Source organism: Flagellimonas beolgyonensis, assembly GCF_003992615.1.
Lineage (GTDB): Bacteria > Bacteroidota > Bacteroidia > Flavobacteriales > Flavobacteriaceae > Flagellimonas > Flagellimonas beolgyonensis.
The window spans coordinates 322,344-342,766 of sequence record NZ_RZMY01000003.1 but is presented as its reverse complement, the minus strand read 5'-3'; the positions used below and the strand labels follow the sequence as shown (position 1 = coordinate 342,766).

At 44.0% G+C, this 20,423-nt stretch carries 23 protein-coding genes; 12 read left to right on the top strand and 11 right to left on the bottom strand.

Annotated elements, in window-relative coordinates:
* The first annotated feature begins 259 nt into the window (after positions 1-259).
* A complete protein-coding gene (locus EO131_RS02435) occupies positions 260-2,461 on the top strand; it encodes a TonB-dependent receptor (protein ID WP_241243777.1) in 2,202 nt (733 codons plus the stop codon).
* A gap of 37 nt (positions 2,462-2,498) precedes the next feature.
* Positions 2,499-3,500: a Gfo/Idh/MocA family protein gene (locus EO131_RS02430; protein WP_127018750.1), complete on the top strand. Its 1,002-nt coding sequence runs from the start codon at positions 2,499-2,501 to the stop codon at positions 3,498-3,500.
* On the opposite strand, the gene EO131_RS02425 is transcribed toward EO131_RS02430, so the two are convergent.
* Positions 3,501-3,851 (bottom strand): Rieske (2Fe-2S) protein, encoded by a 351-nt coding sequence (locus tag EO131_RS02425; protein ID WP_313790021.1) that lies wholly within the window; start codon positions 3,849-3,851, stop codon positions 3,501-3,503. It lies immediately after the preceding gene.
* 273 nt (positions 3,852-4,124) lie between these two features.
* Here EO131_RS02425 and greA point away from each other — a divergent pair, with 273 nt between their 5' ends.
* Together greA and EO131_RS02415 are read left to right on the top strand one after the other, a co-directional pair.
* Positions 4,125-4,601 (top strand): transcription elongation factor GreA, encoded by a 477-nt coding sequence (gene greA, locus EO131_RS02420; protein WP_127018748.1) that lies wholly within the window; start codon positions 4,125-4,127, stop codon positions 4,599-4,601.
* Between the two features lie 71 nt (positions 4,602-4,672).
* Positions 4,673-5,065, top strand: a complete 393-nt coding sequence (locus EO131_RS02415; RefSeq protein ID WP_127018747.1) for an HIT family protein — start codon at positions 4,673-4,675, stop codon at positions 5,063-5,065.
* Here EO131_RS02415 and EO131_RS02410 read toward each other — a convergent pair.
* Together EO131_RS02410 and EO131_RS02405 are read right to left on the bottom strand one after the other, a co-directional pair.
* The gene (locus EO131_RS02410) at positions 5,058-5,408 is read right to left on the bottom strand and encodes a hypothetical protein (RefSeq protein WP_127018746.1); all 351 of its coding nucleotides are present in this window, start codon (positions 5,406-5,408) and stop codon (positions 5,058-5,060) included. The genes EO131_RS02415 and EO131_RS02410 overlap by 8 nt on opposite strands.
* A 3-nt stretch (positions 5,409-5,411) precedes the next feature.
* Positions 5,412-6,563 (bottom strand): sensor histidine kinase, encoded by a 1,152-nt coding sequence (locus tag EO131_RS02405; protein WP_127018745.1) that lies wholly within the window; start codon positions 6,561-6,563, stop codon positions 5,412-5,414.
* A gap of 122 nt (positions 6,564-6,685) precedes the next feature.
* Between EO131_RS02405 and EO131_RS02400 the strand changes: the two genes are divergently transcribed.
* Genes EO131_RS02400 through aat form a run of 3 tightly spaced genes read left to right on the top strand, consistent with a single transcriptional unit; the run spans position 6,686 to position 9,139 of the window.
* The gene (locus EO131_RS02400) at positions 6,686-7,063 is read left to right on the top strand and encodes a DUF3127 domain-containing protein (RefSeq protein ID WP_127018744.1); all 378 of its coding nucleotides are present in this window, start codon (positions 6,686-6,688) and stop codon (positions 7,061-7,063) included.
* Between the two features lie 6 nt (positions 7,064-7,069).
* Positions 7,070-8,446: a short-chain fatty acid transporter gene (locus EO131_RS02395; protein ID WP_127018743.1), complete on the top strand. Its 1,377-nt coding sequence runs from the start codon at positions 7,070-7,072 to the stop codon at positions 8,444-8,446.
* Between the two features lie 30 nt (positions 8,447-8,476).
* Positions 8,477-9,139 carry a leucyl/phenylalanyl-tRNA--protein transferase gene (gene aat / locus EO131_RS02390; protein WP_241243776.1) on the top strand — a complete coding sequence of 221 codons (663 nt, stop codon included), beginning with the start codon at positions 8,477-8,479 and terminating at the stop codon, positions 9,137-9,139.
* Here the strand turns inward: aat and EO131_RS02385 are convergent.
* The 3 genes from EO131_RS02385 to EO131_RS02375 are packed head-to-tail and all read right to left on the bottom strand — an operon-like array spanning position 9,128 to position 10,932.
* The gene (locus EO131_RS02385) at positions 9,128-9,763 is read right to left on the bottom strand and encodes a DUF2490 domain-containing protein (protein ID WP_241243775.1); all 636 of its coding nucleotides are present in this window, start codon (positions 9,761-9,763) and stop codon (positions 9,128-9,130) included. The two genes, aat and EO131_RS02385, sit on opposite strands and share 12 nt — an antisense overlap.
* Positions 9,764-9,800: 37 nt before the next feature.
* A complete protein-coding gene (locus tag EO131_RS02380; protein ID WP_241243774.1) occupies positions 9,801-10,382 on the bottom strand; it encodes a hypothetical protein in 582 nt (193 codons plus the stop codon).
* On the bottom strand, positions 10,369-10,932 hold the full coding sequence (locus EO131_RS02375; RefSeq protein WP_127018741.1) for a DNA-3-methyladenine glycosylase I: 564 nt from the start codon (positions 10,930-10,932) through the stop codon (positions 10,369-10,371). The genes EO131_RS02380 and EO131_RS02375 overlap by 14 nt, the downstream gene beginning before the upstream one ends.
* A 120-nt stretch (positions 10,933-11,052) precedes the next feature.
* On the opposite strand from EO131_RS02375, the gene EO131_RS02370 reads away from it, so the two are divergent.
* The 5 genes from EO131_RS02370 (at position 11,053) to EO131_RS02350 (ending at position 16,880) form a co-directional block, all read left to right on the top strand.
* Entirely contained in the window at positions 11,053-11,739 is a 687-nt protein-coding gene (locus EO131_RS02370; protein WP_127018740.1) for a TetR/AcrR family transcriptional regulator, read from the top strand.
* Entirely contained in the window at positions 11,732-13,399 is a 1,668-nt protein-coding gene (locus EO131_RS02365; RefSeq protein WP_127018739.1) for a peptidase domain-containing ABC transporter, read from the top strand. Before EO131_RS02370 ends, EO131_RS02365 begins: the two co-directional genes overlap by 8 nt.
* Before the next feature lie 5 nt (positions 13,400-13,404).
* A complete protein-coding gene (locus EO131_RS02360; RefSeq protein ID WP_127018738.1) occupies positions 13,405-14,760 on the top strand; it encodes an HlyD family secretion protein in 1,356 nt (451 codons plus the stop codon).
* Complete coding sequence (locus tag EO131_RS02355) at positions 14,744-16,159, top strand: TolC family protein (RefSeq protein WP_127018737.1); 1,416 nt, start codon at positions 14,744-14,746, stop codon at positions 16,157-16,159. Before EO131_RS02360 ends, EO131_RS02355 begins: the two co-directional genes overlap by 17 nt.
* Positions 16,160-16,259: 100 nt before the next feature.
* On the top strand, positions 16,260-16,880 hold the full coding sequence (locus tag EO131_RS02350; protein ID WP_127018736.1) for a thioredoxin family protein: 621 nt from the start codon (positions 16,260-16,262) through the stop codon (positions 16,878-16,880).
* On the opposite strand, the gene EO131_RS02345 is transcribed toward EO131_RS02350, so the two are convergent.
* The 5 genes from EO131_RS02345 to EO131_RS02325 all read right to left on the bottom strand — a co-directional run bounded on the left by EO131_RS02345 (position 16,863) and on the right by EO131_RS02325 (position 20,327).
* Positions 16,863-17,582 carry an energy transducer TonB family protein gene (locus tag EO131_RS02345; RefSeq protein ID WP_127018735.1) on the bottom strand — a complete coding sequence of 240 codons (720 nt, stop codon included), beginning with the start codon at positions 17,580-17,582 and terminating at the stop codon, positions 16,863-16,865. The two genes, EO131_RS02350 and EO131_RS02345, sit on opposite strands and share 18 nt — an antisense overlap.
* A gap of 76 nt (positions 17,583-17,658) precedes the next feature.
* Entirely contained in the window at positions 17,659-18,348 is a 690-nt protein-coding gene (gene truB / locus EO131_RS02340; protein WP_127018734.1) for a tRNA pseudouridine(55) synthase TruB, read from the bottom strand.
* Positions 18,349-18,379: 31 nt separating this feature from the next.
* The gene (locus EO131_RS02335) at positions 18,380-19,174 is read right to left on the bottom strand and encodes an undecaprenyl-diphosphate phosphatase (protein WP_127018733.1); all 795 of its coding nucleotides are present in this window, start codon (positions 19,172-19,174) and stop codon (positions 18,380-18,382) included.
* A gap of 1 nt (position 19,175) precedes the next feature.
* Positions 19,176-19,439: a DUF3098 domain-containing protein gene (locus EO131_RS02330; protein WP_127018732.1), complete on the bottom strand. Its 264-nt coding sequence runs from the start codon at positions 19,437-19,439 to the stop codon at positions 19,176-19,178.
* A 9-nt stretch (positions 19,440-19,448) separates the two neighbouring features.
* Positions 19,449-20,327, bottom strand: coding sequence for a cell division protein FtsX (locus EO131_RS02325; RefSeq protein ID WP_127018731.1), 879 nt, complete (start codon positions 20,325-20,327; stop codon positions 19,449-19,451).
* Positions 20,328-20,423: the final 96 nt, after the last annotated feature.

Here is a 20,423-nt window from a genome sequence, read left to right as displayed (position 1 = left end):
AATGTGATACGTACAATGTACATTTGTTTCATCTCAAAGGGGTGCTTTTGCAAAAAGGCTGAGATTATACCCAATGAACCTGGGCGGGTAATGCTGCCAAGGGAATCGCGCAAGGCGCTTCATGGAATTTCAACGTTTCTTTCGAAACAAAAATCAAGTTAAACCAGAATAATGACCCCTTTTATTCGTAACATTTTTACGAATGAAAATGCAATATTCAATTTTTCAGGTTGGAACTGCTACCTTACAAAGTAGTTCAATGCGATTACAAAACTGCAGCGGGCAACGCATTGCAATTCTACTCTCACTTTTGGCACTTTTTGGACTCTCATTCAACGCAAGTGCCCAAGAAGAACAAATTGACACTTTGGAGGGAAAAAAAGTGGTCTTGGATGAAGTATTGGTCCAGGCCATCCGGGTCACCAAAGAGTTCCCGATTACCTTTTCCAATTTGGAAAAGGAACAATTGGCACCACGGAATTTGGGCCAGGATGTGCCCATCCTTATGAATTTTATGCCGGCGGTGGTCACCACATCCGATGCTGGGGCAGGAATCGGTTACACCAGCATCCGTGTGCGGGGTAGCGATGCGACCCGGGTCAATGTGACCATCAATGGCGTACCCTACAACGATGCCGAATCGCAGGGGACTTTTTGGGTAAACATGCCCGATTTTACCTCTTCCACACAGAGCTTGCAATTGCAACGTGGTGTTGGAACCTCAACCAATGGCGCCGGTGCTTTCGGGGCCAGTTTGAATATGCTCACCGATGCGTATTCGGAAGAGGCCTATGCCAGTATTTCTTCCTCTATCGGAAGTTTCAACACGCTGCGAAACAATGTCAAGTTCAGTACGGGGTTGATCAACGATCATTTTGAATTTTCCGGACGGTTGTCCCGAATTAATTCGGATGGATACGTCGATCGTGCCAGGGCCGATCTCGACGCCTATTTTTTACAAGGTGTCTACAAAGATGAAAATACACTGGTAAAGGCGCTTCTCTTTGGTGGACATGAAATCACTTACCAAGCCTGGAACGGAATTACCGCAGAGGAGTTGGAGACCAATCGTACCTTTAATTCGGCTGGTTTGTACACCGATGAAAATGGGAACACCCAATTTTATGACAACGAGGTGGACAATTACAAGCAAGACCATTTTCAATTGCATTGGAACGAGAACCTAAGTCCATATTGGTCTACCCATTTGGCATTGCACTATACCCGAGGTCGTGGTTTTTTTGAGCAATACCGGGAGGATGAGGACTTTGGTGATTATGGATTGGACCCGATTGTTATGGGAGGAGAGACCGTGAATTCTACCGACTTGATCAGACGGCGTTGGCTGGACAATGATTTTTATGGGACTGTATTTTCAGCCACCTACACCAACGACGACCTTAAGTTGATTTTGGGTGGTGGCTACAACGAATACAAAGGAGATCATTTTGGGGAAATTATCTGGGCCCGTTATGCCAGTGACAGCGAAATCCGTGATCGATACTATGATGACAATTCCACCAAAACAGATTTTAACAGCTACGCAAAAGCCAATTATAAATTAAACCGGAAATGGTCCATTTTTGGTGATGTGCAATACCGAAGGGTAGGGTACCAAGCCAATGGGGAGGACACCGGATTGGTAGATGACACCTTCAATTTCTTCAATCCAAAAGCAGGGGTCACCTTTGATCTGAACAGGAACAACAATTTCTACTTCTCCTATGCTAGGGCCAACCGGGAACCCAATCGAAACGATTACGAGAATGGCAGCCCAAGGCCCGAAAAGTTGAACGATTTTGAACTCGGCTGGCGCTATATTTCTTCCAATTTCCAATTGAACACCAATATCTATTACATGCGCTATAAGGATCAATTGGTGCTTACCGGGGAACTAAATGATGTTGGCGCGCCTTTGCGATCCAATGTAGGGGACAGCTACCGTTTAGGACTGGAAGTGGATGCCAATGTGCGTTTGTCACCCAAATTTGTATGGCAACCCAATTTGGCCCTCAGTGACAACCGAAACATTGACTTTTATTTTCAGCGCGATGGGGAGCTTCAAAATTTGGGCAATACCCATATCGCCTATTCCCCCCAATTGGTGGCGGGCAACATTTTGGTCTTTCAGCCCAAGACCAATTTGCAATTGTCCTTGTTGTCCAAGTTTGTGGGCAAGCAGTATATGGGGAATATCGATTCCGAAGGATCCACTTTGGACAGTTACACCCAAACCGATTTCAATATCCAGTATGAGATCAATACCAATTCCTTTATTAAAAGCATTGTGCTATCGGGATTGGTAAACAATATTTTTGATGCGGATATCGTATCCAACGGGTATTTCTTTACCTACGATGATGATTTTTCCAACCCTGGAACAGTGACCACTATTGAAGGAGCTGGTTACTATCCCCAGGCAGGTATCAACTTTTTGGTAGGTGCTACCTTCAATTTTTAATGATCACCAATGAATGGGATTCTGTATTTTTAACCCAATGTCAGAATCCCATTTTCATTTTACAACTGAAAAGCCATTGCGGTGGGGCGTAATTGGTTGCGGTAGCGTAGCCGAAAAGAAAAGCGTGCCCGCCTATTTGAACACCCCCGGTTTTGAAGTGCCCATGGTCATGCGGCGAAATCTGGACAAAGCAAGGGACTATGCCGAAAGGCATGGTATTCCTTTTTGGACCGACAATGCGGATGAGGTGATTGCCCATCCTGGGATTGATGCCATTTACATTGCCACACCACCGGACTCGCACAAACAGTATGCACTAAAAGTGGCCGAAGCGGGCAAACCTTGCTGTATTGAAAAGCCCATGGCACCTACGTATCAAGACAGTTTGGAAATTTTTCAGGCCTTCAAGACCAAGAACATCCCATTGTTCATTGCCTATTACCGGCGTTCCCTACCGAGGTTCCTTAAAATAAAACAGTGGTTGGAGGAGGGATTGATCGGGACTGTGGAACACATTCATTGGAAAAAGACGAAACCGCCAAACGACATGGATGTAAGCGGTACTTACAATTGGCGAACAGATCATAACATTGCAAAAGGAGGCTATTTTGACGATTTGGCCAGTCACGGATTGGACTTGTTTGCCTTTCTTTTGGGAGATATCAAAACGGCAGAAGGTAGGGCTCAGAATAAATTGGGGTTGTATAGCGCTTACGATGCAGTAACAGCTACTTGGTTGCATGAAAGCGGGGTTATCGGTTCAGGATTATGGGATTTTGGAACAAAGGACCGGGAAGATAAGGTTGAAATTTTGGGTTCGGTTGGTAAGATCAATTTTTCGGTGTTGGACGAGGCTCCATTGGTTTTGGAAAACAATGTTGGTGTTCAAACAATTGAAATTCCAAACCCAGAATATATACAGGAATTTCATGTGGCAAACATCAAAAACCATTTACTGGGCAAAGGTTTGCACCCTTCCACAGGAAAAACCGGCCTTCATACCAGTTGGGTAATGGATAAAATTCTGGGAACCATTTGATCAGTTGGAAATTATGACCAAATTGCCACTTCGGGTGGTATTGTAGAACAACAGGTCGTAATATCTTTTTCCATCACTTGGGCGATCTAAAAATTGCCCAGAAAGGAGGCTGTAGGTATAGCCTTCGCAAGCACAGACTACATTTTGCCCATCGATGGCCATCGTGGAGCAATTGTTCGGGGCATGATTGGGACAACTGGCTTCAAAGGCATAAAAGCTATCCAATCCGGACTTAATTACAAAGGCTCCCCTCGTGCCCACACCATTGTTCCCAATATAAACCGGATTGCCAATGTTGTTGAGGTCACTGTACAATGGAAGGTTCAAGTTGATTTCATATCGAAAATTCACCTCTTGTAAATAGGGATTCCTGTTGGTACCATCTGAACTACAGGATATTAAGATAAATAGAAGGAGTAATCTCCAAAAGTGCCTCATAGTGCTCGATTCATGTCGTTACTGCTGCAAATTTGATCAAAATTTACCTATATTTGCGTTAAATCCTCGCAAAAACCATGCAGGTCATGGGTATCGTTGAGGATTTTTTGTATTTGTAAAGCAAGTGACATTGGGGAAATTATATTGATTTTCTTCAATGTTCCTTTGCATTAAAAAATTGAAGAAATGAGTAATGTATCATACTATACTCCGGAAGGATTGAAGAAATTGAGGGACGAGTTGAACCAACTCAAAGATGTGGAGCGTCCAAAAGCGTCGCAGGCCATAGCCGAGGCACGGGATAAGGGTGATCTCTCGGAAAATGCCGAATATGATGCTGCCAAAGAAGCGCAGGGACTTTTGGAAATGAAGATTTCCAAATTGGAAGAAACCTTGGCCAATGCCCGATTAATCGATGAATCCCAATTGGATACGTCGAAAATATTGGTGCTTTCCACCGTAACGCTGAAAAATCAGGGCAACGGTATGAAAATGAAATATACCTTGGTGGCCGAGAGTGAGGCGGACCTTAAGACGGGTAAAATTTCTGTGACCTCTCCAATCGGTAAGGGCCTTTTGGGAAAAACGGTGGGCGATGTGGCCGAGATCAAAGTGCCGAATGGTACCTTGAAACTGGAAATATTGGATATATCCCGATCATAACAGCAATTAAAATTCAGTATATTTAATCCCGTTGAAGAACGGGATTTTTTTATTCCCATAACCCAATCAAAATGGCCAGCATCTTTACAAAAATCATCAATGGGGACATCCCTTGCTACAAAATAGCGGAAGACGACGATCACTTCGCCTTTTTGGACATCAATCCCAATGCCAAGGGACATACATTGTGCGTTCCCAAAAAAGAGGTGGATAAAATCTTGGAAATGGACGAGGCTTCTTATATGAAACTTATGGCCTTTTCAAGAAAAGTGGGGCTTGCCCTAGAGAAAGCGGTACCGTGCAAACGGGTGGGAATGACGGTCATTGGATTGGAAGTGCCCCATGTGCACGTACACTTGATTCCCCTCCAAAATATGGCCAATGCCACCTTTCAACATAAGGAAAGCCTCACGCCCGAAGCATTTGAAAAAATAGCTGAAAAAATTAGGGCTTCGCTTACTTAAGACTTTCCAAATAGAAGTAGACCCCGGCTCCCACCAGAGCGATCATTAAGATCAAAATAATAAAGAAAAGCGTTGTAAAACGCACCGACGGTCTGTCGGAACTTACCAATTTGTTGTAATAATCAAAGACACGTTCAATGTCAGGTGTCCAATTGACCGGATAAATAACCGAGTCGCATTTTTTGCATTTGATTTCATGGGTCACCTCGTTGGTGGTTCGATGATAGAATGCGTTGTACGTGTGTTTTTGAAAAAAGGTGAGCTTCAGTTCCTGGTTATAACATTCGGGGCAGTTATTGGTAATATCAGCTTCCTTCAGTACAAGATTTTTTTCCTTTGCCATGTGTCATTGTTCATTTACTCTTAGGGAAATTTGCATGATTGTTCCTTCCTTACTTGACGAAAATACTTTAATTTTTCCTTTATGGTATTCTTCCACAATTCTTTTTACCAGTGATAGCCCCAATCCCCATCCTCTTTTTTTGGAGGTTACCCCCGGGTTGAAAATGTTCTGCCAATCACTTTTGGGAATACCATGTCCAGTGTCGGAGACCAGTATGTTCACGATGTGTCCTTTTTGCTCAATTTGAATGGCAATATGGCCCTTGCCCCTCATGGCATCGATGCCATTTTTCACCAAATTTTCAATGCTCCAGTTAAACAAGGGAGGGTTCAAGGGGACCAAGGCACTCTCCGTATTGCTGCTGAACGAGAAATGTACCAATTTGGAGCTACGTTGTTTGAGGTAATCGTATGCTTTCTTGGTTTCCGCAACGATATCGTGCGGGTGAAGCTCTGGGATGGACCCTATTTTGGAGAAGCGTTCGGTAATGGTCTGTAACCTATCGATGTCCTTGCCAATTTCCTTGGTCACTTCGGGATTAATGTCTTCTGTTTTCAACAGTTCGTTCCAGCCCAATAGCGAAGTGAGCGGTGTTCCGATCTGATGGGCCGTCTCCTTGGCCATACCTGCCCAAAGTTTGTTCTGTTCCGAGGCCTTGTTGGTCCGAAAGAAAAAGAAGATGACCGTGCCAAAAAGAAAGATGATCAACAGTAGGGCCAAGGGATAATACTTCAATTTGTTCAGCACTTCGGAGTTGCCATAATAAAGGGTTTCCAAAAGTTCATCATCCTGAATGATCAAGATCGGTTCGTTTTCATTCTTGAACTGCGCTATCTTTTTTTTGATATAGCTGCTATCGTTCACTTTTTCCTCGGGTATGTTGTGTGTTTTGTACGAACCCTCTTCGTTCACCAAGATCATGGGGGTGGAAGTGTTGTTGCCCAGGACTTTTAATGTGAGATTGCCCAGTTCCTGGTCCACCGAGGATTGCACCAGCTCCAATTGTGCGGTGGCCCATATTTCCATTTTCAACCGTTCCTCCTCCTTGAATTTTCTGAAGAAACTGTTGGTGTTCCAAAGGATCAGACTCACAATGATGAACGCCGTGATCAGCAAGATGATATTGGAAGTCTTCCGTTTAGGACTGAAGTTCATGGTTGGCCGAATTGTAATTAAAGATAGCGGAAAATGGAAAACATGTTAATACTTCGTTGAAATAACGGGTTCTAAAGGAATTCATTTTATGTACTTTTGAATTTCAATAAAAATTAACATACATGGAAGTTCAGGGAAGAATCAAAATGATAGACGAAACCAAGACGTATGGCAACAATGGTTTCAGAAAAAGAGAAATGGTAGTGACCACTGAGGAACAATATCCACAACATATTTTGGTAGAGTTTGTTCAGGATAAATGTGATTTGCTGAACAATTTCAGTGTGGGCCAAATGGTAAAGGTAAGTATCAACCTTAGGGGTCGCGAATGGGTAAATCCGCAAGGCGAAACCAAATATTTCAATTCCATTCAAGGTTGGAGGGTCGAGAGTCAACAGCCCGAAGCCAATGCCGATAATATGCCTCCGGTTCCACCCATGGAAGCCTTCGAACCTGTTGATGACCTGAACGAGGAAGATCACGACGATCTGCCATTCTAAACCGTTTTGGGCCTTACAAAGGTAATAGAGCACATTTTTAGGAGGTTTTTGCCCTCTCCGTTCACCATTGCCGTATTGCTCACTTTTTTGACCATGGTTATGGCCTTCTTTTTTATGGAGGACACTACCGGTGAAGGACATCTATTCAAAATTTTATCCTTTTGGGAAAATGGTGTTTGGAACAATGGCCTTTTGGTATTTGCCTACCAAATGATGTTGATCTTGGTTTTGGGCCACGTGTTGGTGTTGAGCAAACCAGTGGAGCTATTGATCCTGCGTATCACCAAACTTGTTTCCAATTCATCCAATGCAGCGGTGCTTGTGGCCTTGCCCACATTGTTGGTCTCATTTTTCAATTGGGGACTCGGCCTCATTTTTGGGGCCATTTTGGCTCGAAAAGTGGGAGAATATGCCAAATCCAAGGGTATTCTCATCAATTATCCATTGATAGGTGCCTGTGGGTATTCGGGGTTGATGGTCTGGCATGGGGGCATTAGTGGTTCGGCGCCCATTAAGGTATCGGAGCCTGGCCATTTGCAGGAATTGATGAAGGATGTGCCCAATTCTGGGATGATTGCACAATTGCCCGAATCGATTTCCACATCGCTAACCGTTTTCAGTTCTTGGAATTTGTTGTTGTTTGCCATCGTGGCCCTTGCGATAACCTTGCTGGTTTATTTCTTGGGAAAGAAGACAGAACCCACAACAATTGAATTGAAGGCCTATGAGTTCCAATCAGTGGACAAAAAAGGCCTGAAAGGTGCCGAAAAACTGGACTATTCCAAAGGAATGGCGAGTATATTTGGGCTACTGGTACTTATTGCTTTCATGGTACAGTATCTGCCAGCGCTAAAGTCCTTGAACATAACACCCAACATGCTCAATTTTTTTATGCTGGGGTTGGCAGTGGTACTTCATGGTAGTTTTAAGAGTTTTTTGATGGCTGTTGAAGAAGCAATCGGTGACACAGCAGGGATTTTGATCCAATTTCCCTTGTATTTTGGTATCATGGGCATTATGGTCGGTAGTGGCATGATCAATGGAATTTCTGATTTCTTTGTGTCCATCAGTACTAGTACAACATTGCCCATTTTTACCTTTTTGAGTGCAGGATTGGTGAATATTTTCGTGCCCAGTGGCGGTGGGCAATGGGCGGTACAGGGCCCGTTGGTACTGGAGTCGGCCATGCAACTGGGGGTATCTTTGCCCAAGTCGATAATGGCATTGGCCTATGGTGATCAAATCACTAATATGCTCCAACCATTTTGGGCATTGCCCCTTTTGGGGATCACCAAATTGAAAGCAAAGGAGATACTGCCCTACACCTTGCTTTTCATGGTCGTGGGCACTGTTATTTTTATTTCGGGCCTTCTCATTTTTTAGCCTATTTCTTATTTTAGTAAAAAGTGCAATTTGGATTATCGAGAAGAAGGCATACCGCTTTATTTTTTAACGGAACGGCTGGAATTTCCGCCAGTGGAGCGTGCAAACCATGAAGGATTGCTGGCCGTTGGGGGCGATCTTTCCCCTGAGCGTCTCTTACTTGCCTATAAAAATGGAATATTCCCTTGGTTCAATGATGATTCCTTGATTCTTTGGTGGAGTCCCGACCCCAGAATGGTGCTCTTTCCAGAAAAAATCAAGATTTCCAAGAGCATGCGAAAAGTTTTACGTGACGGCAATTTTAAATTGACTCAAAACACTTGTTTTGAAAAAGTATTGGATCAATGTGCCAAGGTGAATCGGCCCGGTCAGGAAGGCACTTGGATCACGCCTGAGATGAAATCCGCTTATTTGAACCTGCACGAAAAAGGATGGGCCAAATCGTATGAGGTATGGGAGAACGGAGAATTGGTCGGTGGCCTCTACGGTGTGGATCAGGGACATGTTTTTTGTGGGGAAAGCATGTTCAGTCTACAATCGAATGCGTCCAAGTTTGCCTTTATCAAAATGGCACAGGAGCTTCAGGCTAAAAAGTATAAACTTATCGATTGTCAAGTGCATACCGAGCATTTGGAAAGCTTGGGAGCGGAACTCATTCCCAGGACGGAATTTCTTCAATTGCTACAGAGATAGCTGTGCAGTGGTAAGCGCAAATAGAACATTTTGGGGAAGTCTTGCCGTAAAATCTTCCATTCTATATTCCAGGCCAAACTGAACTTTTAGGTCTTTTCCCACCTGTAACCCAAGATGGCCTGTTAATCGGGAATCGTATTGTGGCCCGATGCCTTTGGCCACACTGAGAAGATTTTCCAAGGTGCCGACAAAATAAAGCTCTCCGGGATCCAATTTTTCGCCCTGCAATGGAAAGTCCATGGCAAAACGATAGCGAAATCGATGCACAGTAATGGATTTGGTAATGCGCTGCTCGTTACGAAAACGATGACCATAGCGAAGGATATGGGGCTTTTCGGTAAAATTATATTGTTGAATCAATCGGAGTTCGTTCTCGTTGTCTGCTTCAAAGTTGTCTGCAAATCGATATAGTATGCCAAAGGCTACACTTTGGTTGTCCTTAAATCGGTAATTGGTAAAATGGACCATGTCCAATTGTCTTCCCTTAAATAAAAAAGTTTCTTTGTCGAACACGTAGTTTCTGTTCACCAATGAAATATTTTGGGAAAAATGATTCCCAACCCCATAATTGATGGAAAGCTGCGGCTGCCAATAGGCGACCAGATTTTCCTGTGTGAAGCCCATATAACCAAGGGTTAAGGCTAAAAGAGGAATAGCCCTTTTAATAAAGTACATGGTCATAAGATGAGGAAAAGGATTTACGTAGTGTTATCAAATGCCCCTCCGAATTGAACAAGGCCTCAAACATTTGGAAACTCTTCCCATTTTTGGCCATAAACACTAATTCATAGTTGATGTAGGGCAATAATAGATTTTGAAAGGCCTCACGGATGGTCTCATTGGGTTGGCCATCTTTTAACGGATATTGTTGTTGTATTTTTTTGATGCGATATTTTGAAAAATTGTGTTTCAGGTAATCATTGATGCGTTCCCAAGATTCCTCGGGTAGATCATTTTTGGCAATGGTGAACTCAATATCCTCCAGAGCTCCTTTTTCGTCAAATTCAACACTATAGTGCAGTTTCCCCTTTTTGAACTTGACTTCAAAACTTTGTTTTACACTGTCGGTTTCTTGGTAAAATCTAATCCGACGGGCATCTTGAAGATAGAGTTCGATTTGGGATAGGGCCGATTGGGGGAACCCATCCTGGTCAATTCGGGATTCCCGTTCGTATTTGGCCTGACAAAAAGCGCAGTGGGCCGTTACAAACACTATAAAGGAAAGGATGCTAGACTTCATCATATCGAAAACAATGGATTTCGTGGTCGTTTACCATTCCCGTGGCCTGCATGTGGGCATAGATCACGGTGCTGCCAACAAACTTGAACCCCCGTTTTTTTAGATCTTTGCTGATGGCATCCGACAGGGCAGTGGTGGCAGGTGCCTTCTTGTAGTGCTCAATGGCATTTTTGATCGGTTGGCCATCCACAAAGCCCCAAATGTAAGCGCTGAAGCTTCCAAACTCTTGTTGCACCTCCATAAAGGCCTTCGCATTGGAAACAGTTGCATGCACCTTGAGTTTATTTCTAATGATACCTGGGTCCTGCAGCAATTCATCCACTTTTTGTTGGTCGTATTGGGCTATGACCTTGTAATCAAACCCATCAAAAGCCTTTCTAAAGTTTTCTCGTTTTCGGAGTATGGTGATCCAGCTCAGACCTGCCTGAAAGGTTTCCAAAATCAAAAATTCGAACAGGGTTGCATCATCACGTACCGGAACGCCCCATTCCGTATCGTGGTAAGCTTCATAAAGCGGGTCGCCAAGGCACCATCCGCAGCGGTGTTTTTTCATGCCATTTAAGGTTTGCATCAAAAGTAAGAGAAATTCCACAATCGTTAATTGAAAGTTAAAGTATTGAATAACGATAGTAATACTATTATATTAGCGATAATTTATTTTAAAAGTAAGGGAATGGATATTTTGATGCAGTCCTTGAGGATAGGGATAAATGATAAATTATATATCAAGGACCCGGAATCCTCAAAACTTGGGAAAAAAATTGTTGAAGAAAGTATTTTGTTGATTGAAGAGGTTGGATTTGAAAGTTTCACGTTCAAAAAATTGGGCGTGCGTATCAAGTCCAACGAAAGCTCTATATATCGATATTTTGAGAACAAGCATAAACTCTTGTTGTATCTATCCTCTTGGTATTGGGGTTGGGTGGAATATCGCATGGTATTTGCCACCAATGGAATTTCGAACCCGAAGGAGAAGCTACAGAAAGCCATTGCGATTCTGACACAAAAAGTAGAGGAGGACAATGCCTTTACCCATATCAACGAGGTGGTGCTCCATAAGATCATCATCAACGAATATTCCAAATCCTATTTGGTAAAGGAAGTGAGCCAAGAAAACAAAGAGGGCTATTTTGTGGTTTTCAAAAGATTGGTGGGCCGGCTCAGCCAAATGATCACTGCGGTCGATGCTGACTATCCCTACCCGTTGAGCTTGGCAAGTACCTTATTGGAAGGGTCCCTGCACCAATATTTTTTGCAGGAACATTTTCCTACCCTAACCAATTGTAATACCTCTGTTAACCCAACTGAATTTTTTACGGATATGATTTTCCGAACACTTAATCTAAACCTTAATGACTAAGAACATTCTAACGGCTTGGCAGCGATTGATGGGACTGCTGACCCTCGATAAAAAAGATATTTTTCAGGTATTTTATTATGCGATCTTTGCTGGACTGGTCAACCTCTCCTTGCCATTGGGAATTCAGGCCATCATCAATCTGATCCAAGGTGCGCGTGTAAGTACATCTTGGGTGGTGCTGGTGGTTTTGGTAACACTGGGGGTGGCATTTGTGGGGACCTTGCAACTGATGCAGATCCGTATCATTGAAAATTTGCAGCAAAAAATATTTACCCGGTCCTCATTTGAGTTCGCCTATCGTTTTCCGAAGATAAAAATGAGCGAACTCCGGAATTTTTACCCTCCGGAGCTTGCGAATCGGTTTTTTGATACCCTTACGGTTCAAAAATCCCTATCCAAAATTTTGATCGATTTCCCTGCAGCCTTGTTGCAAATCGTATTTGGATTGTTGTTGCTTTCCTTTTACCACCCGTTCTTTATCATTTACGGGCTTTTGTTGATCATGTTGATTTATGTGGTGTTCAAATTTACGGCCCAACGTGGTTTGGATACCAGCCTTGATGAATCCAAAGTAAAATATAAGGTGGCCCATTGGATTCAAGAAATTGCTAGATCGATCATTAGTTTCAAACTGTCGGGAAGGACCTCGCACGCCATCAATAAAAATGATGCATTGGTGGCCGAGTACCTCGATGCCCGTGAAAGCCATTTTAGGATCTTGGTGATCCAATTCATCCAAATGATCGGGTTTAAAGTGTTGGTTACTGCTGGCTTGTTGTTGATTGGTGGACTTTTGGTCCTTGATCAGGAAATGAACATTGGACAGTTTGTGGCCGCCGAGATCATCATTTTGTTGGTGATCAACTCCGTAGAGAAAATGATCTTGGGCTTGGAAACCTTCTACGATCTGTTGACCTCCTTGGAAAAATTGGGCCAAGTAGTGGATAAAAAATTGGAGCCACAAGATGGGGAAACTCCATTTCGTGGAGATCAAGCGCTTCATATAGAACTTCAAAATATTACCTACAATGTGCCGGGCAGAGATAAGCGAATCATCAAGGATGTTTCCATGACCATCGAACCCGACAGCAAGATCTTGATTTTGGGATCCAATGGTTCGGGCAGATCGACCTTACTCCGCTTAATTGCCGGAATTTTGGAACCCGATCAGGGCAATATTTTTGTGAACAATGTATCCCTTTCGGGTATCAACCTGAAAGCATATCGTTCCCAACTGGGCCATTCCTTAACGGAGGAGTACCCGTTCGAAGGCACTATTTTGGACAACATCACCTTTGGCAATAAGGATATTTCCATGGAAGATGTGTATTGGGCCTTGGATAAAGTGGGGCTTTCCGAATTCGTAAAGGAACAGCCCAAAGGGCTTCAGACCGTTCTGTATCCTGAAGGCAAGAAAATACCGGATTACATTTCCCGAAAAATCGTCTTGGCAAGAAGCGTGGTGATCCGCCCAAAACTGATGGTGCTCAAAGATCCCTTAGATCAGTGCGACGATGAGGAAACCAAAGAAATTATGAGGTTCTTGGCCGATCCTGAAAATGGTTGGGCCTTGGTGGTGGTCAGTGAAAATCCAGAATGGAAAAAATACTGCAATAAGATCGTGAAAATGGAGAAAGGAGAAATGATCAACTTAACGTAAGAAACATGCTAAATATATCATCACATAGTAAATTAAGCGAAGAAGTAGATCTTACCGGATACAAAGCTGGTCAAAAGGTGTTTCACAAGCGGCATTACAAGCATTTCAATCGCTTTTTGGCTGCCTTTTCGATCATCTTGGTCTTCATTCTTTTTCTGCCTTGGACGCAGACTATATCCGGAAAGGGGTATTTGACCACCTTAACGCCGGATCAGCGTCCGCAGACCATTCAATCGCCGATACCGGGCCGAATTGAAAAGTGGTACGTTCGGGAAGGTGATTATGTGGAAAAGGGAGATACCATTCTCTTTATTTCCGAGGTGAAAAGCGAATACTTCGACCCCAATTTGGTAGAGCGAACCGGACAGCAAATCAGGGCCAAGTCCATGGCTGTTACCTCATATCAAGAAAAGGTGAAGGCGTTACAACAGCAGATCAACGCCTTGACCCAGGAACGTGGACTAAAGTTGGAACAGGCCAAGAACAAATTGATGCAATCCAAATTGAAGGTACAGAGCGATAGTATCGATTTTGAAGCTGCCAAGACCAACATCGCCATAGCCCAACGGCAATACGATCGGGTGGTTCAACTGCAAGGTGAAGGTTTGAAAGCGGTAACCGATGTGGAAGAAAAACGGTTGAAATTGCAGGAGACCCAGGCGAAGCTCATCAGCCAGGAAAACAAATTGTTGGCCAGCAAAAATGATGTAATCAACGCCCAGGTGGAAATCAATCGGGTACAAGCAGAGTATACCGATAAAATATCCAAGGCGCAGAGCGAACTGTTCACGGCCCAATCCAACCAATTCGATTCTGAGGCACAAGTCTCCAAATTGGAGAATGAATATACCAATTATGAGATGCGGAACAGTCTCATGTACATAAAGGCCCCTCAAAGTGGGTACATCAACAAGGCAATACAATCGGGGATTGGAGAAACTTTTAAAGAAGGTGCCGAGTTGGTGGGCATTATGCCCTCCGATTATGATATTGCCGTGGAAACCTTTGTAGACCCAATTGACCTGCCTTTGCTCCATATCGATGAGAAGGTACGGATACAGTTCGATGGGTGGCCAGCCATTGTGTTCAGTGGATGGCCCAACGTATCCTACGGAACCTTTGGCGGAAAAGTGGTGGCCATCGAGACCTTCATAAGTTCCAATGGAAAATATCGGGTACTGTTGGCTCCCGACGAGGAAGCTGAACCTTGGCCCAAAGACATTCGAGTGGGTTCTGGCGCAAGTACCTTGGCGCTTTTGGAGGATGTGCCCATTTGGTTCGAATTGTGGCGACAGCTCAATGGCTTCCCGCCGAATTATTATCAACCTGAAAATGCAAAAGCCGATGCTCAGAAAAAATAGAAGACTATTTTTTATTGGCTCACTCTTGTTCCTGTGGCACGGTCCTTTTTATGGGCAACAAGATTCATTGGTGCTTGGGTTCAAGGAGTATCTTGGGTATGTCAAAAAGTACCATCCCATAGCCAAACAGGCCCAATTGACCTTGGGTATGGGGCAGGCCAATTTAATGAAGGCCAGAGGCGGATTCGACCCCAAGGTTGAGGTGGACTATGACCGAAAAGAGTTTAAAGGCACCGAATATTGGGATCGTTTGAACACCACCTTCAAAATCCCTACTTGGTTCGGAATCGAGCTTAAAGGAAATTTCCAACAGAGCGAGGGCACCTATATCAATCCGGATGAAACCCTACCGGACGATGGTCTGTACAGTGCTGGTGTTTCCATGTCGTTGTTGCAGGGCTTTTGGGCGAATGAGCGTATGGCCACGGTGCGCAAGGCCAAGTTCTTTAGGGAGCAATCCAGGGCCGATCAGGATATTTTGGTGAACGAAGTGCTGTACAAAGCCTCATTGGCCTACTTTGATTGGTTAAGGGCCTATCGGGATGCCGAGGTCTATGGCGACTTCTTGAACAATGCCGAAATACGATTTCAAGGGATACGCCAAAGTGCCTTGGCGGGCGATATTGCCATGATCGATACCGTGGAGGCTAAAATTGCTGTTCGCAACAGGGCACTCGGATTGGAGCAGGCCAAGGTAAAACTGATGAAAAAATCGTTGGAACTGTCGAATTTTCTTTGGATTGAAGATGTTCCTGTGGAGTTGCAACCAGAGGTGCGTCCCGATTTGGATCTGGAGGTGGATATCGATACCACTTTAGAGATCGAAGGCGTTCCCTTGGACAGTTTCAATCTGGAAAACCACCCCAAATTGTTATCCTTGGAGTACAAGATTGAAGGACTTCAGGTAGATAAACGGTTGAAGGCGAACAAATTGTTGCCCAAGCTGGATGTGGAGTACAATTTCATCACGGAAACCCCGGAACTCGCCAATTCGTTCATCACAGAAAATTACAAAGGAGGCCTGTCCTTTCAACTGCCCTTGTTCCTTCGAAAGGAAAGGGGTGATTTGAAATTGGCCAAGTTTAAGTTGCGCGATGCGGAATTTGAGCGTGACAATGCGCAGATTGAGATAAGGAACAAGGTAACGGCCATCTATAACGAGTTGGATTCATACGTGCAACAAAACCGATTGATTGCCGATATTGTGACTGATTATACCACCATGTTGTCCGCAGAGGAACGAAAATTCAGCTTTGGCGAAAGTTCCCTCTTTTTGATCAATTCCAGGGAAAGCAAGTTGATCGATGCCTATCTGAAGCGAAATGAAATGCAGAACAAATATTACTACACGAAGGCCGAACTCTTTAAAAGCTTGGCCATCAACCCAAAGGCATTATAGGAAAAGTGGGGGATGTAAGGTTTGGTTTTGATAACCTACCAATGACAAAAATCAGCAAATGGGCGGTTGGCCCAATGTATTTTTGACAAAATTTTTTCATATGGAAGTATTGGAACGGGAAAAACTGCAAATCGTAAAAGAAAGTATTGCTGTGGGCATGGCCTGTCCCGACTATCGACAAATGGTAGGTAAGCTTGCTGCGGAAGGCAAGACAACAGGAGAGGAACAATCCGAGGCACGCATAAACTACACACAGCTCAACGATAGGCGGATGAAAAGATGGGACAAGACCTTTACCCTTTCCGCTGAGGTGCAAGAAAAATTGTCCAATCTGGAAACTGACCTAGTACTGTTGACCATCACCGAAAGTTGGTGTGGCGATGCTGCTGCAAGTTTGCCCGTAATCAATAAAATTGCCGAGGCCAGTCCGAAAATTGAGCATAAAGTGGTTTTGCGCGATCAGCATCCAGAGCTTATGGAAGCTTTTTTGACCAATGGTGCCCAATCCATTCCCAAAGTGATCGTTGTGGATCGAAAAAATGATGAAATATTGGGTGATTGGGGTCCTAGGCCGAGCTTGGCAACGCTAATGGTGGATACCTTCAAAAAGGAACATGGGAAACTCACCGATGCTTTTAAGCAAGACCTACAAGTGTGGTACAATAAAGATAAAGGTGAAAATATCCTGAACGATTTTCTGGAGCTACTTGGGCTGGAATAGGTAGGTAATGGTCCCGATCTGTTCGTTTTTGGTACTAGGACTAAAACGGGCCTTCAAGGCATAGGTAATGGCATTGTCCACCAAACAACCATTGCTGGTGCCCGAACTTTTATCGTTGAAATCAGCTTCGGTCACATAACCGTTGGCATCCACTTTAATATTGATGACCACCTTACCACCTTCAATACAGGTATAAATAGGAGGTGGAAGGCTATAGGCGTTACGCTCTATCAAAGAAAAGGAAATGGAGGTGCGTTTGTCCTTCAAATAATTGGTGAACTCTTCTTTTTGTGCGTCGCGTTCGCCCAATTTTTGCTTTTTCTCGTCCCTTTGGGCTTTTAGTTGCTTTAGCTGATCGGCAAATCCGGCATCATCCGCGGCTTCGCCGGTTTCACTGTTCAAGGCCCGTTCTTCTAAAAGTTCTTCGAGGGTTTTCAGCGGTTCGGGACTGCCGATGGTCGGTTTGGCTGTTTCGTTAAAAGCCATGTGACTTTTTATCGGGTCACTGTTGGCGGCCAATTCCTCCAATTTGCGTTCTTCCTCCTCTATCAATTTCTCAATATCCTCATCCGCCAAACTCATTTCAATAACATATTCGTCCTCCTTCACGCCCCCGAGGTGAATGTTGTACAGCAACAGCACCACTATGGACATGGAGAAGAATGTTATGATCAACGATAACTGACTTCTGCTAAGGTTCATGGTTTTAGTATAACCGCATTTTTGCAATATTATTTTACTTCAAGTTTCAAAAAAACGCTCCCTCCAAGAAAGGGATTTAGGCCAAACTTTCCTTGAATTCTTGGGGCGTTGTAGCATTATCTACGTTGAAATCCCCTATTTTGGTTCTTCTCAGAGCCGACAAATAGGCCCCGGAACCCAATGCTTTTCCAAAATCATTGGCCAAGGAACGAATGTAGGTGCCCTTGCTACAGACCACTCTAAAATCCACTTCAGGAAGGTTGATCCGGGTAATTTCAAACTCCAAAATTTCAATGGTACGGGGTTGTACCTCCACCTCTTTACCTTTTCGGGCAAGCTCATACAAGCGCTGGCCATCTTTTTTCAGGGCAGAAAAAACAGGAGGTACCTGTTCAATTTTACCCATAAAACGGGAAACCACTGCCTCTATGTCCTTTTCGGAGAGGTGTTCGGTGGGAAAAGTTTCGTCTACTTCGGTTTCCAGATCATAGGAAGGCGTGGTGGCCCCTAAATAGAAGGTGCCGGTGTACTCCTTAACCTGACCTTGAAATTCCGGTATTTTTTTGGTGAATTTTCCGGTACAAATGACCAAGAGGCCCGTGGCCAATGGGTCTAATGTCCCAGCGTGGCCAATTTTGATTTTCTTTAGGCTAAACTTTTTCCGAATGGCCCATTTCAAGGCATTCACCGCTTGGAAGGAAGTCCATTCCAAGGGTTTGTCGATCAATATGATCTGACCGTCCAAAAAATCGTCTTTGGTCTTCAAAAGCTTCGGGGTTTGTGGCAAAGGTAATGATCTATCCCCAAATGCTCCATGCTAGGGCAATCAGGCCTACGACCAAACAGTAAATCGCAAAATAGGTCAACTTACTTTGGCGTACCAATTTGATCATCCATGTACAAGCGGCCAATCCGGCAACAAAAGCTGCAATAAAACCAGCGCCTATGGCCACCGCCTGATCGCCATGAAAGTTAATGTCACCACCCATCAGATCTTTGGCAATTTTGCCCAGGATCAACGGCACCACCATCAAAAATGAAAAACGTGCAGACTTGGTCTTGTCCACGCCCAAGAGGACAGCAGCGGAAATGGTTGCCCCACTGCGGGAAATTCCCGGTAAAATGGCAACGGCCTGCGCCATACCGATCACAAAGGAACTTCGAAACGAAACCCCTTTGTCCGTGGTTTTGGCCAAATCAGCCAAATACAGTAAAAAAGCGGTTATGATCAGCATGATGCCCACAATCACAATGGCGCCATCAAAAAAGACTTCGATAAAATCATTCAAAAAAAGTCCAATCAAGGCTGCAGGAATCATCGAAATGACAATTTTTAACGCGAATTGGGTTTCCTCGTTCCATTTAAACTGGAACAGGCCCTTAAAAATTTCCAGAATATCCTTCCGAAACACCACAATGGTACTCAATGCAGTGGCAAAATGCAGGATCACAGTGAACAACAAGCTTTCCTCGGGAACGGCCTGTGCTCCCAAAATGGCTTTTCCCAATTCCAAATGTCCGCTGGAGGAGACCGGTAAAAACTCGGTCAATCCCTGGATGATTCCAAGGATGATGGCATCGATCAATTCCAAATTATTCCTTGTTTTTGTTAGGTTTCAACAAAATGGCATATACCTGAATGCCCAGTCCGATGAGCACCAAGGTCGGCGCCAAACGGATGCGTCTGAAGTTGTAAATATCGGGATTGAAGACGTTCGGGTCATCACTTCCCCCGCCGCTCATCAATATGAACCCCAAGGCGATGAAAACAATTCCAATAAATAGGAAAATGTAATTTTTCTTCTGGAAAATGAATTCCTTGGAAGGCTTTTGATCGTTCTTGTTTTTCTTGCTCATGCCGCAAAGTTAATAATAAAGATCATCTGTCCTGAGATTTAGGAAACGTTGAGTGGCAAAATGGGTGCTGGCCCATGAAATGATCACACCCAACCCAAAAACCCCAACAAACAAAAAGATAAGGACCATATAATCGTTGAACAGGTTTAGTTCGGGGAAGTTTTTGTTGATATAGTACAGCACCACCCCCAAAGCAACAAGAGCGATCAATGCACCGATCATGCCCAGTTTGATGTTCGTCCAAATAAAGGGGCGACGGATAAATTTTTTGGTGGCACCCACCATCTGCATGGTTTTGATAATGAACCGTTTGGAGTAAATGGACAATCGAATGGAACTATTGATCAACAGTACGGCGATGAACGTGAAAAAACCACTGGCCACCAAGATCCACAATCCTATTTTACGGGCATTGTCGTTCAATAATTCGATCAGGGGCTTATCGTAGCTTACCTCTTCCACATAGGTTTTTGTGGCAAGGTCCCCAGCAATCCGCTCCACCTGTTCCGGAGAGACATAATCGGCCTTCAGGTGTACATCAATCGAATTTTGTAGTGGATTGTACCCCAAAAACTCCACAAAATTCTCACCGATATCCTCGCTGTATTGCTCTGCGGCATCTTCCTTGGAGATGTATTCGGCGGATTTGGTGTATTCGGCCAGGGCCAGGCTTTTTTGCAGCTGTTCGATCTCCACGGGTTTGGCATTGTCCTTCAAAAACACCGAAATGGTGATCTGCTCCTTAAAATGATCGCCCAATTTTTTGGTGTTGAGTACCAAAAGGCCAAGAACGCCCAATAGAAAAAGTACCAGGGCAATGCTCAATGCGACCGAAAAATAGGAGGAGATCAGTTTTCTGCGCTGATATCGTTCAATATATTGGCTCATAGCGTGGAATCAGTACGTAAAAATAGAAAAGTAAATTGTATTTAGGGGATTAAACCTATTTTTGCAACTCGAAAAGAAGTTCAGTTCCTTGTCATT

What these genes read in the sequence shown, in the direction of transcription:
- EO131_RS02435 (WP_241243777.1), top strand. Translation starts at nt 260, where the DNA reads ATGCGATTACAAAACTGCAGCGGGCAACGCATTGCAATTCTACTCTCA.
- EO131_RS02430 (WP_127018750.1), top strand. Translation starts at nt 2,499, where the DNA reads ATGTCAGAATCCCATTTTCATTTTACAACTGAAAAGCCATTGCGGTGG.
- greA (WP_127018748.1), top strand. Translation starts at nt 4,125, where the DNA reads ATGAGTAATGTATCATACTATACTCCGGAAGGATTGAAGAAATTGAGG.
- EO131_RS02415 (WP_127018747.1), top strand. Translation starts at nt 4,673, where the DNA reads ATGGCCAGCATCTTTACAAAAATCATCAATGGGGACATCCCTTGCTAC.
- EO131_RS02410 (WP_127018746.1), bottom strand. Translation starts at nt 5,408, where the DNA reads ATGGCAAAGGAAAAAAATCTTGTACTGAAGGAAGCTGATATTACCAAT.
- EO131_RS02405 (WP_127018745.1), bottom strand. Translation starts at nt 6,563, where the DNA reads ATGAACTTCAGTCCTAAACGGAAGACTTCCAATATCATCTTGCTGATC.
- EO131_RS02400 (WP_127018744.1), top strand. Translation starts at nt 6,686, where the DNA reads ATGGAAGTTCAGGGAAGAATCAAAATGATAGACGAAACCAAGACGTAT.
- EO131_RS02385 (WP_241243775.1), bottom strand. Translation starts at nt 9,763, where the DNA reads ATGGGCTTCACACAGGAAAATCTGGTCGCCTATTGGCAGCCGCAGCTT.
- EO131_RS02380 (WP_241243774.1), bottom strand. Translation starts at nt 10,382, where the DNA reads ATGATGAAGTCTAGCATCCTTTCCTTTATAGTGTTTGTAACGGCCCAC.
- EO131_RS02375 (WP_127018741.1), bottom strand. Translation starts at nt 10,932, where the DNA reads ATGAAAAAACACCGCTGCGGATGGTGCCTTGGCGACCCGCTTTATGAA.
- EO131_RS02370 (WP_127018740.1), top strand. Translation starts at nt 11,053, where the DNA reads ATGGATATTTTGATGCAGTCCTTGAGGATAGGGATAAATGATAAATTA.
- EO131_RS02365 (WP_127018739.1), top strand. Translation starts at nt 11,732, where the DNA reads ATGACTAAGAACATTCTAACGGCTTGGCAGCGATTGATGGGACTGCTG.
- EO131_RS02360 (WP_127018738.1), top strand. Translation starts at nt 13,405, where the DNA reads ATGCTAAATATATCATCACATAGTAAATTAAGCGAAGAAGTAGATCTT.
- EO131_RS02355 (WP_127018737.1), top strand. Translation starts at nt 14,744, where the DNA reads ATGCTCAGAAAAAATAGAAGACTATTTTTTATTGGCTCACTCTTGTTC.
- EO131_RS02350 (WP_127018736.1), top strand. Translation starts at nt 16,260, where the DNA reads ATGGAAGTATTGGAACGGGAAAAACTGCAAATCGTAAAAGAAAGTATT.
- EO131_RS02345 (WP_127018735.1), bottom strand. Translation starts at nt 17,582, where the DNA reads ATGAACCTTAGCAGAAGTCAGTTATCGTTGATCATAACATTCTTCTCC.
- EO131_RS02330 (WP_127018732.1), bottom strand. Translation starts at nt 19,439, where the DNA reads ATGAGCAAGAAAAACAAGAACGATCAAAAGCCTTCCAAGGAATTCATT.
- EO131_RS02325 (WP_127018731.1), bottom strand. Translation starts at nt 20,327, where the DNA reads ATGAGCCAATATATTGAACGATATCAGCGCAGAAAACTGATCTCCTCC.